The organism is Nonomuraea sp. NPDC049624 (genome assembly GCF_040675255.1).
Classification (GTDB): domain Bacteria; phylum Actinomycetota; class Actinomycetes; order Streptosporangiales; family Streptosporangiaceae; genus Nonomuraea.
The window spans coordinates 540,251-554,050 of sequence record NZ_JBFAOR010000009.1; the positions used below are offsets into that span (position 1 = coordinate 540,251).

A 13,800-nucleotide genomic window follows, 5' to 3' on the forward strand; every position below is an offset into this window, starting at 1 on the left:
GCGATGTCGCGACGCAGCGTACCAACCGGGCGGCGCGCGGCGGCCGCTCAGGGCCCGGAGCGCCCTGGTTTCCGTAGGGCAGCCCGCGGCGGCGGCGCAGCTCAGCCGGGGACCGGGGGCCGGAACAGGCGCCAGAACGACTGGGCGGCGGCGGCGTCGCGGCGGCCGCCGCACACCCAGTGCGTGATCACGCCGATGAGCGCCCCGGCCAGGAAGGCGGCGTGCACGTCGGCGGGCACGTCCTCGAACCCCGCCGGGCGGCTGCCGGTGGCGAAGCGGCCGGTCAGCTCCTCGGTGAGCCGCTCGCGCATCCGGGCGGCGAAGCGGGCGCTGCCCTGGCCGCCCAGCATGCGCTCGTACAGGGTGGCGTTGGCGGCCACGTGGTCGAACAGCTCCGCCAGCGGGGCCGGCGGCCGGTCGCGGGGGGCGTCGAGCGGGCACAGGGCCGCCGCCCGCGCCACGGCGGTGACGGCGTCCTCCATGGCGTCGGTGACCAGCGCGTCGACGTCCGGATAGTGCAGGTAGATCGTGGCGCGGTTGACCTCGGCGTGCTGCGCCAGCGCCGACATGGTGATGCTGCCCAGCTCCTGCCGGGCGGCCAGGTCCAGCACGGCGGCCTTGAGGCGGGCGCGGGTGCGCCGCGCGCGCGGATCGTCCGGGTTCACGCCGCCACTATACGACATATGTTGACTAATCGACAGTTGTCGCATAGATTGCCCGTCATGCGAATCGAAGTCTGGGCGGACATGGTCTGCGGATGGGCCCACATCGGGAAGCGGCGGCTGGAGAAGGCCCTCGCCTCCTGGGAGGGCGAGCCGGTCGAGGTGGTCTGGCGGCCGTTCCAGATCGATCCGTCGGCGCCGGCGAAGGCCGAGCCGCTGGCCGAGGTGCTGAGCGACCCCATGGTCGAGGAGGCGCTGCAGGTGTGCTCGCCCGGCCTGTCCCCGGCCGACAACCGGCTGCGGGTGGCCGGCGTCGCCGCCGACGAAGGGCTCGGGCAGCAGTGGGGCGCGGCCTGGCGGCCCAACACGCTGGAGGCGCACCGGCTGATCGCCGTGGCGTACGAGACGGGCGGCGCGGCGCTGCAGTCGGCCGTGGTCGGGCGGGTCCTGTCGGCCCACTTCGTCGAGACCCTCGACATCGGCGACCCGGCCGTGTTGTCGGCGATCGCCGCCGAGACCGGCCTCCCGTGGGACGGCCGGGGCGCCGGCCTGGTGCGCGAGCTGCTGCTCACGGGCAAGGCCAAGGGCGTGCGCACGTCGCCGACCATCGTGGCGGGCCGCCGCGCCCTGGCCGGGGCCCAGCCGCCGGACGTGATCAGGGACTTCCTGGCCGACGCCGCCGGCCACCCGGTCCGGCGGCTGCCCGCCGAGGTGGAGCGCCTGCGCCACGCCGAGTCGCTGCTGGACCAGCGCGACCCGCTCGGCGCGCTCACGCTGCTGCGGCCGCTGCTCGACGAGCACGGCACGGACCGCGGGGTGCGGCTGCTGGCGGCCCGCGCGTACTTCGCCTCGGCCCAGCTCGGCCGGGCGCGTACGGCGCTGGAGAGCCTGGTCGCCGAGGCGCCCGACGACTCCTACGCCCGCCACCTGCTCGGCCGCACCCTGCACCGCCAGGGCCACCCGGAGCAGGCCGCCCCGCACCTGACCCTGGCCGCCGTCATGACCCCCGACTACGCCTGACGCCGAGCCCCTGGTGACCTGCTCCCGCACCCCCGCGGGAGGAGGTCGCGAAGGTCTTCCCCCGCCTCTGACGCTCCCCCGATCAGCGGCCGGGCTCCAGGCGGCCCCAGGTGCGGCCGGTGCGGGCGGTGTCCTCGGCCAGGATCTCCCCGATGGCCGCGGCCAGCAGGTCGCGGTGGCCCGCGGGCAGGCCGGCGGACAGCGTCTCCAGGCGGGCCGCAACCCCGTCGTGGGCGCGCACCGCGATCTCCGCGCCCGCCGGGGTCAGCTCGATCAGGCAGGCTCGGCGGTCACGCGCGTCGCGCACCCGGGCCACCAGCCCGCGTTTCTCGGCGCGGTCGACGAGCCCGGTCAGGCTCGACTTCTCCAGGTGCAGCGCCCGGGTCAGACCGGTCATCCCGATGGGCCCGCCGACCAGCAGGCACAGGAGCTGGGCCTGCTGCGGGGTCAGGTCGTGCTCCCTGCTGACCTCGCCGTAGACCTGCTCGACCAGGTGCGCCAGGCGGACGAGCGCCTCGGTGAGGCTCAGAGCCGGGGCTTCGGTGGCGACCATGCGACCAGTGTAATTGACAGTAGTTGGCGGCACGAACTAAATTTACTTCGCGACACCAACAGTTCGTACAACCAACCAATGGGTGAGCCCCTCATGCCCGACTACGGTCACGACCTGCAGTTCAGCGCCAACCTCGTCCCGGCCGCCGGGCAGGCGGACGAGGTCGTGGCCCTCGCCCAGCTCGCCGAGCGCGCCGGGCTGGACCTGGTGACCTTCCAGGACCACCCCTACCAGCCCGCCCTCCTCGACACCTGGACGCTGCTCAGCTTCGTCGCCGCGCGCACCGAGCGCATCCGGCTGGCCGGCAACGTGCACCCGCTGCCGCTGCGCCCGCCGGCCGTGCTCGCCCAGGCGGCGGCCAGCCTCGACCTGCTCAGCCACGGCCGGTTCGAGCTGGCGCTCGGCGCGGGCGGCTACTGGGACGCCATCGAGGCCATGGGCGGCCCCCGGCACACCCCGTCCGAGGCCGTGGCCGCGCTGGAGGAGGGCATCGGGATCATCCGCGCGGTCTGGGACACCGGCACGCGCGGCGGCGTCCACCACCGCGGCGAGCACTACCGGGTGGACGGGCTCAAGCGCGGCCCGCGACCGGCCCACGACATCGGGATCTGGCTCGGCGCCTACAAGCCGCGCATGCTCCGGCTCACCGGGCGGCTGGCCGACGGCTGGCTGCCCTCGCTCCCCCGCTTCCAGGACGTCTCCGCCCTGGGCGCGGGCAACGCCGTCATCGACGAGGCCGCGCTGGAGGCCGGGCGGTCGCCGTCCGACGTGCGGCGGCTGCTCAACCTGGGCGGCCCGCTGCCCGCCGCGCAGCTCGCCGAACTCGCGCTCGTCCACGGGGTGAGCGTCTTCATCCTCATGTCCGGCGATCCGCGCGAGATCGAGCGCTTCGCCGCCGAGACCGCCCCGGCCGTACGGGAGCTGGTCGCCGCCGGACGCGGGCACTCCCCGGAACCGGACCACCGCACCGCGACCCGCACCGCGCCCCGCACCGCGACCCACGCTGCGGTCCAGGTCTGGGACGAGGCCACCAGGCCCACCGCGCCCGACCCCGACCCCGGCCGCCGGTACACCCCGGCCGAGCAGGCCGCCGGGCAGCACCTCGTGGACGTGCACGACCACCTGCGCGCCGAGCTGGCCCAGCTGCGCGACCTCGTCGAGCAGGTGGCGGCGGGCACGATCGACGCGGGCGCGGCCCGTTCGCAGATCGCGACCATGACGATGCGGCAGAACAACTGGACGCTGGGGGCGTACTGCGAGTCGTACTGCCGGCTCGTCACCATGCACCACACCGGCGAGGACAGCATGGTCTTCCCGAAGCTGCGCCGCGCCGAGCCGGGGCTCGCGCCCGTCCTGGACCGGCTGCAGGAGGAGCACGAGGCGATCCACAAGATCATCGAACGGGTGGACCGCACGCTGGTCGCCTTCGTCGGCGAGCCCGGCGGCCTGGGCGACCTTCGCGCCGCCGTCGACCTGCTCAGCGACGCGCTGCTGTCCCACCTGTCGTACGAGGAGCGGGAGCTGGTGCCGCCGCTGTCGAGGCACGGCTTCTAGCGACGGCCGCTCCGGAGGCCCGGCTCCCGGCGACAGGATCGCCGTGGACCGGATCCTCGTGGACCGGGCCGCCGGGGGCCGGGAAGGCGTGCCGGCGGGCGGCGGCCACGACCGCGAGGGCGGCGAGCGCCACCGGGAGGGCGGTCCACGGCAGCGCGCCCGCCCCCGCGCCCTCCAGCACGATCCCCCCGGCCAGCGACCCGGCCGCGATGCCCGCGTTGTAGACGGTGGTCTGCATCGACGTGGCCACGTCGGCGTGCTCCGGCCCCGAGGCGACGACCAGCGCGGTCTGCAGCAGCGTCGGCGCTCCCCCGAACGCCGCGCCCCACAACGCCACCGCGCCCAGCAGCACCCCGGCGGACCCGGCGTACAGACCGAGGGCCGTCATGGACGCGGCCACCGCGGCCAGCACCGCGAGCAGGGTCGCCCGCGGGCGCCTGTCGATCACCGCGCCGACCACCCAGATGCCCGCCACCGTGGCCACGCCGAACACCAGCAGCACGGTCCCCGGCCGGCCGAACCCGGCCTGCTCGGCGAACAGCGCCAGGTACGTGTACATCGCCTGGTGCCCGAGCAGCACCAGCGCCGTCACCGACAACACGGTCCTGACGCCGGGCACGACCGCGACCCGCCGCAACGGCACCCGCCGCGCGGCCGGCTCGCCGGGGAAGGGCGGCACCCTCCACAGGACCCAGCCCACCAGCACCACCGCCACCGCCGACAGCGACCCGAACGCCGCCCGCCATCCGACGGCCGCCGCGAGCTGCGTGCCCGCCGGGATGCCCGCGCACAGCGCCACCGTGATCCCGGCCGAGACGATCGCGATGGCCCTTCCGCGGCGCTCCGGGGGGACCATGCGGGCGGCGTACCCGACGAGCATGGCCCACAGGATGCCGCCCATCGCCCCCGCGCCCACCCGCGCCGCGAACGTCACCGCGTACGACGACGACACCGCCGTGACCGCGTTGAGCAGCGCGAAGCCGAGCAGCGCGGCCACCAGCACCTGCCGCCTGGGCAGCCCGCGCAGCAACGCGGTCAGCGGGATCGCGGCCAGGAAGGAGGCGACCGCGTAGGCGGTCACGAGGAACCCGGCTGTCCCCTCCGCCACGCCGAGGGCGACGGCGAGCTGCGGCAGCAGGCCCGCCGGGAGGAGTTCGGTCATGACGGCCGTGAACGCCGCCGTGAACAGCGCGAGCAGCCCCGCCCACGGGAGTTTCGCAGGAGACATGCCGCCTATGCTGAAACCTTCACATCAGTGTGAAGGCAAATCCTCGGGGGAAGCATGAAGATCGGACAGTTGTCCCAGCGTACGGGCGTGCCGACGCGCATGCTCCGCTACTACGAGGAGCAGGACCTGCTGCACCCCGACCGCGCCGTCAACGGCTACCGCGACTATCCCGAGTCGGCGGTCTACCGGGTCCAGCAGATCCGCGGCCTGCTCGACTCCGGGCTCACGACGGAGATCATCCGCCGCATCCTGCCGTTCCTGAACAAGCCGGACGAGATCCACCTGCATCCGGAGTGCCTGACGCCCGAGCTGGCCGAGCTGCTGCGGGCGGAGGCGGGCCGCATCCAGCAGCGCATCGACTGCCTGTCCCGCAACCGGGACGCCATCCACGCCTACCTGGCCGCCGTACGCTCCGCGGCGGACGGGGGCGCGCCCTCGGAGTGACCGTTCCGCCGGGACGGCAGCCCGGCTGCGCCGCCGCCCGAAGGCCAGCAGGCCGCGCTGCTGGGCGCCCGAGCACGGCCCCCGGCCTGATCGTTCCGCCGGGAATTCGGTCTGCTGGAATGTGGGCATGGAGACCTTGGCCGACCTTCTCTCGGACGCGGCGGCGGGCCGCCCGCCCGCCCCCGACGGCAGCGTGACCGTCCTGCCCCAGCCGTCGGAGCGCGACGCGGGGATCATCGCCTTCACCGCCCACACGGTGGTCTTCGCCGACGTCGACCCGGCCCGGGTGCACGCCCTGCTGCCCGCCGGCGACCTGTCGGCGCCGCTCATGCCGGCCTTCCTGACGGCGATGGAGGCCGCGACCGGCCGGCGGACCGGCAACCTCGACCTGCTTGCGCTGGCCGCCCCCGCCCCCGGGCCGCCCCCGCTCCCGCTGGAGGAGCTCACCGCCGGCGACCATCCGCGCGTCGTCCGGGCCCGCCTCTATCGGGACGCCGTGCGCGTGTGGGTCACCGGCGACGGGGCCGGCCTGGTCACGCTGGGCCGCGGCGTGGCGGGCCGCTGGGAGGCGGCCATCGAGGTGGAGCCCGAGCACCGCGGGCGCGGGCTCGGCAGGTCGCTGGCCGCGGCGGCCAGGCACCTGACGCCCGGCCCGCTGTGGGCGCAGATCGCGCCGGGCAACGCCGCGAGCGTACGGGCCTTCCTGGCCGCGGGTTACCTGCCGATGGGGGCCGAGGTGCTGCTCGTTCCGGACAACGGCTGACCCATCAGCGTCCTGGACCCGGCGGCGTCCTGGCCCCGGCGGCGTCCTGTGCCCGGCGTGCGCCCGTGCCGGAACGCCGTGCGGAAGGCCCGCGCTCCCTTGCCAGGCCGGGGTTGCCGGTGTCCGGGAGTTTGCTGGTAGGGGGCCCGCTGTTGGGGGAAACCGGGTGTGGCGCTGCGGAGGGCGTCCAAGATCGCTACGTATAGTGATGGCCGATGTCACTTCGTGATTACAGGGGGAGCTCATGAGAGGTAACCTCATCGCCGCCGGCGGTGCACTGCTCGTCGCGGCCGCGGTGTTCAGCATGGCCGGCGTGGCCGCCGCGGACGCCTGGTCCGACGAGAGGCACTGGCACCCGGACAACTGCAGCCTCGGAACGAACGACGACTCCACGTACCACCACGTCACGAAGTACGGCAGGTTCGCCGGCACCCGTGACGCCGACGCCTGCAAGGGCGACGAGCACGGGCACGACTCCGACGACGACGGCTGGGGCTGGAAGCACGACCACGGCCGTCACAACTGGCCGGGCAGCGGCAACGGCAACTGGATCGGCCACGGCTACGGCCCCGGCGCGGGGGTCGGCGTCGGGGGCTGACGCCCTCACCCGCCTCGATCCCGGCGCCCTCGCGGGGCGCCGGGATCGACGCACGCCCGGCTCTCGCCGCCCCCGCGGACGCCGCGGCGGGCGCTGATATCTTCTGCCGTAAAGAGATCCGGGGCAGAGGAGAGTCGTACTGTGGTCGTCTTCGCCGGGCAGGGGGACGCGCGCCGTTCGATGGCGTTGTTGTGGCGGACCGAGGAGCCGGGCGAGTCGCGTCCCGGCCCCAAGCCGGGCCTGAGCGTGGACCTGATCGTCGACGCCGCCATCGCCGTCGCCGACGCCGAGGGCATGGCCGCGCTGTCCATGCGCAAGGTCGGCGAACGGCTCGGCCGCACCGGCATGGCCCTCTACACCTACGTCCCCAGCAAGGGCGAACTGGTGGACCTCATGTACGACAAGGCCCTGGGCGAGCTGCCCACCGCCCACGACCTGACCGGCGGCTGGCGGCCCGCGGTCACCGCGTGGGCCGGGCACCTGTGGCACTTCTACCAGCGTCATCCCTGGGTGTTGCAGGTGTCGCAGGCCCGGCCGGTGCTGGGCCCCAACGAGTTCGCGCTGCTGGAGAGCCTGGTCACGATCCTGCGCGAGACCGGCCTGCGCCCGCCCGCGCTGCGCGGCGTGGTGTCGCTGCTGTTCGACTTCGTCCGCGGCGCGGCCCGTACGGTCGCCGAGTCCCGGCAGGCCCCGTCGGCCACCGGCGTGTCGGACGAGGAGTGGTGGCACACCCGTTCCCAGCTGCTGGAGGAGGTCGCGCCGGGTTTCGCGGCCCGCTTCCCCATGGTGGCCTGGATCGAGAGCGAGGCGAGCGTCCCCGGCGAGGGCGAGCCGTACCTGGAGCATCAGGTGAACGAGGCGTTCACGGTTGGGCTCACCGTGCTGCTCGACGGCGTGCAGGCCGCCGTCGGGCGGACCGGTCCGCCCGACGGGCCGGTCAGCGCCCCTTGAGGAAGGACGCCCAGGCCTCCAGGCCCGGCTCGGGGTCGGCGCGGCCCACGCCGAGCCGGAACCGGTCGTCCGGCGTGGGCGTGAGCTCCGAGCGGTAGACGCCCGCGGGCAGCAGCAGCACGCCGGCCCGTTCGACCAGCTCGCCGCAGAACGCCTCGACGCCGTCCGGCCCCAGGTAGCGGGGGAACGTGACGCAGCCGCCGTCCGGCGCCCGGTACTCGAACAGGTCGCCGAACTCGCCGAAGAACGCCTCGAAGCGCGGCAGGTTGGCGGCGATGATCCCGCGGTTGCGCTCCAGGATGCGGTCCCGTGCCTTGATCGCGATGCGGGCGAGGATCTCGCTGGGCGCGGAGTTGCAGATAGTCGTGTAGTGCTTGGCGCGTTCGAGGCGGGCGCGCAGCTCGCGGTCGCGGCAGGCGATCCAGCCGATGCGCAGGCCGGGCATGCCGAGGGACTTGGAGGTGACGTTCAGCGAGAGCGCCGCCGTCGACAGGTCGGCGGCCTGCGGCAGCGTACGGGCGGGATCGAGCTCCAGGCCGCGGTAGACCTCGTCGCTGAACAGGTGGATGCCGCGCTCCTCGCACAGCGCCGCCAGCCGGGCGAGGTCGGCCGCGTCGATGACCTTGCCCGTCGGGTTGTTGGGGAAGTTGACCGACACCACGCGGGTGTTGGGCCGGATCGCGGCCGCCACGGCGTCGAGGTCGAGCGCCCAGTCGCGGGCCGGGTCGAGCGCGACGCCGGTGACCTCGCACAACGCCATCGGCACCGTCTCGGCGGACTGGTAGCAGGGCGTGACCACCACGGCGTGGTCGCCGGGGCCGAGCAGCACCTGCATGGTCAGGTACAGGGCTTCCTGGGCGCCCGCGAAGACGAGCACGTCGTCCGCGCCGACGCGCTCGTAGGTGTCCGCGACGGCCTGGCGCAGCCCCGGGTCGCCGAAGGTCTCGGTGTAGCCGAGGGACAGCGTCTCCCAGGCGTGCCTGTCGTCGTCGCCGGCCAGGGCGAGCAGCTCGGCCATGGTCATGGTCTGCGCGTCGGAGGCGGCCAGGTGGTGGCGGGCGGTGAACTCCCAGCGGGAGAAGTAGACCTCCAGCCGGAAGTCGGGAAGCGGGGTCACGGTCGGCTCCTCCTGAGCTCGGCGAGCAGGGTGTAGAGGGTGGAGCGGGACGTCCGCAACGCCCCCGCGACGACGGACGGCGCCCGCCGGACGGTGAACACCCCGGCCTGGTCCAGCTCGGCCAGCACGGCGAGGCGGTCCTCGCGGGTCAGCCGCTCCACCGGCCGGCCGTGCGCGCGGACGTAGGCGCCGACGATCTGCTGCACGCGCTCGGTCCAGTCCTGCTCGAACAGCGCCTCCGGACGGGGCGCCGACGGCGCGGCGAACGCGGCCAGCAGCGCCGCGGCCTGCTCCAGCGGGGTGCGGTCGAGGTTCACGCAGAGCACGGCGGACGGCTCGCCGCCGGGGTCGCGCAGCACGGCGCTCACCGACGACAGCCGCCGCCCGTCGGCCAGCAGCTTCTCGTACGGGCCATAGACGCCGCCGGGCGAGGGGTCGAGCCGGTCGAGCTCGCCGAGCAGCGACGGAGCGCCGGGGCCGCGCCCGGACATCGGGTTCCACACGCCCAGGACCTGGTCGCCGCGGACGTCGTGCAGGACCACCTCGGCGTACGGGGCCAGCAGCGCGGCCACCGCCTCGCACACCGGCGACCACAGCCGCACGCGTTCATCCGTCTTCGTCACGCCCGGATGCTATGTCCAGTTCGGACGCTTTGTCCAACCGGGCCCGATGTGCGTCCCCCGGGCTCAGGCGTGCGCGCCCACGGTGACCGGGCCGAGAGTCAGGCGCGGCCTGCCCTCCAGGATCTCCCCCACCCGTTCCACCTGCTCGTCGAGCTCGCCGCGCTGGGCGGCGGTCAGGCCGGCCAGCAGTTCCACCGTGACGTCGATCCGGCTGCCGGAGCGCCGCTGGTGCCAGACCCCGCGCACCTCGCCGTCCACGAGCAGCACGGGGAAGTTGCCCGCCTGGCCGCCGGACAACGCCCGCTGCCAGGCCGGGCCCGGGTAGAGCAGCTCGCGGGGGCGGCCCGCGACCAGGTAGGCGTCGAAGTACGGCAGCAGGCGCACGCCGCGCGGCGGCCCGTCCGGCACCGCCGTGTCCCCCGCCGGCACCCGGGCCGGACGCCCCTCGAACGACACCTCCTCGGTCTCCACCGACGCGAACGCCTCCGCCGCCCACCGCACCGGCGCCCCGATCCACTGGGCGAACTGCGCCGGGGTGGCCGGCCCGTACGCGGCCAGGTAGGCCGTGACCAGGCCGGCCCGCCCGTCCGGCGGCACGGGCGCGGCCGGCGCGGCGCGGTAGGTGACCTTGCGCCCCCTGACCGGCCCGAACACGAACGCCCCGCGGTGCGCCGCGGTGGCCATCGCCTGCCGCCAGCGCGGCCACATGCCCTGGAACGCGGGCATGACCAGGTCGCCCGCCCACGGCCCGGTGGCCGCGACGACCGCCTCGCTCAGCTCGTCGATCGTCAGGTCGGCCCCGCCCAGCGCGTCGCGGACGGCCTGGACGACCTGGTCGGTCTGCTCCGCCGTCAGCCGCACGCCCTCGGCCCCGCCGGGCCCCGCGGGCAGCGACGACAGGGCGCCCAGCCACATGGGCAGGTCGTCCGCCGGCAGCAGGTGCACGGTTCCGCGCGGCCCGTGCGTCTTGACCAGGGTTCCCTCCTCCCACAACGCCTCGCGGACGTGTGCGCGGGTGACACCGTCGAGCCGCAGGCCGATCGAGAGCTCGGCCGCCGACATGACCTGGGCGTGCGCCCCGCACATGGCGGCCACGACGGCGGCCTGGCCCTTGTCGGCGGCTGGGGCGGCCAGCCGCGCCCGCTCCAGACGCCGTGCGCTGACCTGCGGCCACGACAGTTCGATCACGAATTCCTCCTCGGTGCGTTCCCTTCACCGTAGAAGGACAGGCGGAAAGGTTCGTTCCGCTACATCGGGCGTCACCCCTGCGGGCGGGGGCCGGTCAGCTGAGTCCGCCGGCCTTGCTGAGCAGGTAGCGCTGCTCGACCTGGTTCGCGGTCAGGCCGGCGGCCTGACGGTAGAGCGCGGCGGCCCGCGCGGTGTCGCCGGTCATCTGCAGCAGGTGGGCGCGGACCGCGTGCTCCCGTTGCCTGGTGAGCGGGTGCCGGTCCAGGTGGTGGCGGCGGTTGAGGTCGTCCAGGAGCGCCAGGCCGCGGGCCGGTCCGTAGGCGTGGGCCACCGCCACCACCCGGCTGAGCTGGACCGGCGCCGTGGGGGTGAGCCGTTCGAGCCACACGTACAGCATGGCGATCTGGGCCCAGTCGGTCCGGTCGGGGGCGGCGGCCGCGGAGTGCACCGCGGCGATCGCGGCCTGGAGCTGGTAGGGGCCCGTCCGGCCGCGGTTCCAGACGCCGTCGATGAGAGCGGTGCCCTCGTCGATCAGGTCGCGGTCCCACCGGGCGCGGTCCTGCTCGTCCAGGGGGACCAGGTCGCCGCCGTCCGTACGGGCTGCGCGCCTGGACTCGGTGAGCAGCATCAGCGCCAGCAGGCCGGTCACCTCGGCGTCGTCGGCGAGCGAGGCGTGCAGCATGCGGGTCAGCCGGATGGCCTCGCGGGTCAGGTCGACGCGGGCGAGCCGGTCGCCGGCGGTGGCGGTGTAGCCCTCGTTGAAGATCAGGTACAGCACCCGCATCACGGCGGTCATGCGGCTGTCGCGGTCGGCGTCGGTGGGCGGCGTGAAGCGGGCTCCGGCGCGGGCCAGCCGTTGTTTGGCGCGGCTGATCCGGGCGCCCATGGTGGGCTCGGTCGTGCCGTGGGCGTGCGCGATCTCGGCGGTGGTCAGGCCGCCGACCGCGCGCAGCGTGAGCGCCACCTGAGAGGTGGGGTCGAGCGCGGGATGGCAGCACAGCAGCAGCAGGGTCAGGCTGTCGTCGCTCCCGGCGGCGGGGTGTGCCTGTCGCCCGGGTTCCTGCATGGCAAGGTCGGCCGCCCCGGCCCGCAGCTCGCGGCGGTGGCGGGCCTGGTCGGAGCGGAGCAGGTCCACCATGCGCCGGTATCCGACGCGGATCAGCCAGCTGCGCGGGTTCTCCGGGACGCCCTCGACCGGCCAGGTACGCCCGGCGGTCAGCAGCGCCTCCTGCACCGCGTCCTCGGCGATGTCGAACCGGCCGAAGCGGCGGACCAGCGCGCCGAGCACCTGCGGCGCCTCGGTGCGCAGCAGGTGCTCCAGCTCGCGGTTCACGTCCCGAAGTCCGCACCCATGATCGGGCGGATCTCGATCGGTTCGCCGAGCGCCTCGACGATGCGGGCGGCGATCTCGACGGCCCGCTCCCTGCCGGTCACGTCGATCACGGCGAAGCTGGCCAGGACCTCCTTGAGCTCGGCGAAGGGACCGTCGGTGGCGACCACCTCGTCACCGTCGCGGTGGACGGTGGTGCTGACCGCCGGGTGCCCCAGGCCCTCGCTGCTGACGAACTCGCCGGAGGCGATCAGCTCCTGCTCCAGCTTCTGGTAGGTCGCGAAGGCGGCCAGCGCCTCCTCGGAGGGGACGTCGGCGGTGGCGGCGTCCCACGCGGCGGCCGGGGTGTAGCCGAGCAGCAGGTATTTCATGGTGAGTCCCTTGATCGTGGCAGCCGATTGTACGTTCGCCTCAGGCGGCGCGCCGCAGCGACACCGCGAGGACGGTCGTCCAGGTGAAGGCCACCAGGCCGTTCACGGCGATCTGGACGCTCATGCGGTCGGGCGACATCGGCACGAGGAGCACCACCGCGGCGACGGCACTCAGCACGGCGCCCAGCACGGCGGGCGGCGCCGACCGGCGGCGAGCGCACCGGACGCTCATCACCACGGCCGCGACGGCCAGCGCGGTGAAGGCCACGGCGGCGGCGGCCGAGTGCGCGATGCCGTGCCAGGACATCTGCGCGACCGGCCCTTCAGGCGTCCCCGCCGGGAAGCCCTTCTCGGGGTCCATGGTGAAGACCCCGGCCGCCACCAGCCCCGCGCCGAAGACACCCACCAGAATCGGCAGCGCCCGCCGCCCGATCCCGTCGGTGAGCGTGCGCCTGACGCCGACGGCCAGCGCCAGCGCGCCCGCCCCCGCGAGGACGAAGGTGAGGATCTGGATCCACCCCAGGTCGCCGGTGGACAGCTGGCTGATGGGGTGGCGGGTGATGTCGAAGCCCGCACGGGTGAGCATCTGCGTGGTGGCCGAGGCGAAGAAGATCGGCCCGGCCAGCGCCCCGGCCAGCAGCAGTCGTCCGGACGTCCGGGCGCTCCTGCGGGCAGGAGCGCCGGTGGCGGTGGTGGCGGTCATGCACGTCCTCCTTTGTCGGTGGGTTTCCCGCTCGCTACCTCGGACCCGGATCGCCCTTCTTGACGCCGGTCGAGTGTGATTCACGTCACAGCGATCTCGTGTCAAAGCCCGGCAGGTGCCTCCGAGGTACCGGTGAGACAACCCACAGAGGAGGGCAACATGATCGAGACCCAGCAGCCCAGCCCCGAGCTGAAGGCCCTGGACCGGCTGGTCGGCACCTGGAAGGTCACCGGCGGCGCCGAGGGGACCGTGCGCTACGAGTGGCTGCCCGGACGGTTCTTCCTCGTCCAGCACGTCGAGCTCACCCAGTTCGGCGAGCCGGTCACCGGCATCGAGGTCATCGGCAACCTGCGCCCGTTCGGCGAGCCGACCGGGGCGGACGTCGTGTCCCGCTACTACGACTCGGCGGGCAACACCTTCGACTACGTCTACGAGCTGGACGGCGACCGGCTGACCATCTGGGCCGGAGCCAAGGGCGGCCCGGCCTACTACGCGGGCACCTTCGACGCCGACGGCACCACGCTCACCGGCGAGTGGGTCTACCCCGGCGGCGGCGGGTACGCCTCCACCTCGACGCGCATCTGACGCCCGCCGGGAGAACCCGCCGCGTCTGACGCGGCGGGGGAACCCGCGGGGGCGAGCTGCTGTGGCGCTGGAATTCCGGCATGCTTCCCGTCGGCGGGAACCGGTCGGCC

The 13,800-nt window shown here is 74.4% G+C and carries 16 protein-coding genes; 7 read left to right on the plus strand and 9 right to left on the minus strand.

What is annotated here, in order from left to right:
• Positions 1 to 101 precede the first annotated feature (101 nt).
• Complete coding sequence (locus tag AB0J76_RS36365) at positions 102 to 665, minus strand: TetR/AcrR family transcriptional regulator (protein ID WP_352328110.1); 564 nt, start codon at positions 663 to 665, stop codon at positions 102 to 104.
• Between the two features lie 57 nt (positions 666 to 722).
• Between AB0J76_RS36365 and AB0J76_RS36370 the strand changes: the two genes are divergently transcribed.
• Positions 723 to 1,682 carry a DsbA family protein gene (locus tag AB0J76_RS36370; RefSeq protein ID WP_352328111.1) on the plus strand — a complete coding sequence of 320 codons (960 nt, stop codon included), beginning with the start codon at positions 723 to 725 and terminating at the stop codon, positions 1,680 to 1,682.
• Positions 1,683 to 1,764: 82 nt separating this feature from the next.
• On the opposite strand, the gene AB0J76_RS36375 is transcribed toward AB0J76_RS36370, so the two are convergent.
• On the minus strand, positions 1,765 to 2,235 hold the full coding sequence (locus AB0J76_RS36375) for a MarR family transcriptional regulator (RefSeq protein WP_352328112.1): 471 nt from the start codon (positions 2,233 to 2,235) through the stop codon (positions 1,765 to 1,767).
• 78 nt (positions 2,236 to 2,313) lie between these two features.
• On the opposite strand from AB0J76_RS36375, the gene AB0J76_RS36380 reads away from it, so the two are divergent.
• A complete protein-coding gene (locus AB0J76_RS36380) occupies positions 2,314 to 3,789 on the plus strand; it encodes an LLM class flavin-dependent oxidoreductase (RefSeq protein ID WP_352328113.1) in 1,476 nt (491 codons plus the stop codon).
• Here AB0J76_RS36380 and AB0J76_RS36385 read toward each other — a convergent pair.
• Entirely contained in the window at positions 3,713 to 5,017 is a 1,305-nt protein-coding gene (locus AB0J76_RS36385; protein WP_352328114.1) for an MFS transporter, read from the minus strand. The two genes, AB0J76_RS36380 and AB0J76_RS36385, sit on opposite strands and share 77 nt — an antisense overlap.
• Positions 5,018 to 5,071: 54 nt before the next feature.
• On the opposite strand from AB0J76_RS36385, the gene AB0J76_RS36390 reads away from it, so the two are divergent.
• From AB0J76_RS36390 to AB0J76_RS36405, 4 genes are all read left to right on the plus strand, one after another.
• On the plus strand, positions 5,072 to 5,461 hold the full coding sequence (locus tag AB0J76_RS36390) for a MerR family transcriptional regulator (RefSeq protein WP_352328115.1): 390 nt from the start codon (positions 5,072 to 5,074) through the stop codon (positions 5,459 to 5,461).
• 127 nt (positions 5,462 to 5,588) lie between these two features.
• Entirely contained in the window at positions 5,589 to 6,224 is a 636-nt protein-coding gene (locus tag AB0J76_RS36395; RefSeq protein WP_352328116.1) for a GNAT family N-acetyltransferase, read from the plus strand.
• Positions 6,225 to 6,468: 244 nt separating this feature from the next.
• Positions 6,469 to 6,822, plus strand: coding sequence for a hypothetical protein (locus tag AB0J76_RS36400; RefSeq protein WP_352328117.1), 354 nt, complete (start codon positions 6,469 to 6,471; stop codon positions 6,820 to 6,822).
• A gap of 141 nt (positions 6,823 to 6,963) precedes the next feature.
• Positions 6,964 to 7,773, plus strand: a complete 810-nt coding sequence (locus tag AB0J76_RS36405) for a TetR/AcrR family transcriptional regulator C-terminal domain-containing protein (RefSeq protein WP_364392209.1) — start codon at positions 6,964 to 6,966, stop codon at positions 7,771 to 7,773.
• On the opposite strand, the gene AB0J76_RS36410 is transcribed toward AB0J76_RS36405, so the two are convergent.
• From AB0J76_RS36410 to AB0J76_RS36435, 6 genes are all read right to left on the minus strand, one after another.
• On the minus strand, positions 7,760 to 8,890 hold the full coding sequence (locus AB0J76_RS36410; RefSeq protein WP_352324525.1) for a pyridoxal phosphate-dependent aminotransferase: 1,131 nt from the start codon (positions 8,888 to 8,890) through the stop codon (positions 7,760 to 7,762). The two genes, AB0J76_RS36405 and AB0J76_RS36410, sit on opposite strands and share 14 nt — an antisense overlap.
• On the minus strand, positions 8,887 to 9,513 hold the full coding sequence (locus AB0J76_RS36415; protein WP_352324527.1) for a PAS domain-containing protein: 627 nt from the start codon (positions 9,511 to 9,513) through the stop codon (positions 8,887 to 8,889). Before AB0J76_RS36415 ends, AB0J76_RS36410 begins: the two co-directional genes overlap by 4 nt.
• A gap of 63 nt (positions 9,514 to 9,576) precedes the next feature.
• Positions 9,577 to 10,701, minus strand: a complete 1,125-nt coding sequence (locus tag AB0J76_RS36420; RefSeq protein ID WP_352324528.1) for a winged helix DNA-binding domain-containing protein — start codon at positions 10,699 to 10,701, stop codon at positions 9,577 to 9,579.
• A gap of 94 nt (positions 10,702 to 10,795) precedes the next feature.
• Positions 10,796 to 12,034, minus strand: coding sequence for a DUF6596 domain-containing protein (locus AB0J76_RS36425; RefSeq protein WP_352324529.1), 1,239 nt, complete (start codon positions 12,032 to 12,034; stop codon positions 10,796 to 10,798).
• Positions 12,031 to 12,402 carry a YciI family protein gene (locus AB0J76_RS36430; protein WP_352324530.1) on the minus strand — a complete coding sequence of 124 codons (372 nt, stop codon included), beginning with the start codon at positions 12,400 to 12,402 and terminating at the stop codon, positions 12,031 to 12,033. The genes AB0J76_RS36425 and AB0J76_RS36430 overlap by 4 nt, the downstream gene beginning before the upstream one ends.
• Positions 12,403 to 12,442: 40 nt before the next feature.
• Positions 12,443 to 13,105 (minus strand): DUF998 domain-containing protein, encoded by a 663-nt coding sequence (locus AB0J76_RS36435; RefSeq protein ID WP_352324531.1) that lies wholly within the window; start codon positions 13,103 to 13,105, stop codon positions 12,443 to 12,445.
• Positions 13,106 to 13,264: 159 nt separating this feature from the next.
• On the opposite strand from AB0J76_RS36435, the gene AB0J76_RS36440 reads away from it, so the two are divergent.
• On the plus strand, positions 13,265 to 13,690 hold the full coding sequence (locus AB0J76_RS36440) for a hypothetical protein (protein WP_352324532.1): 426 nt from the start codon (positions 13,265 to 13,267) through the stop codon (positions 13,688 to 13,690).
• Positions 13,691 to 13,800: the final 110 nt, after the last annotated feature.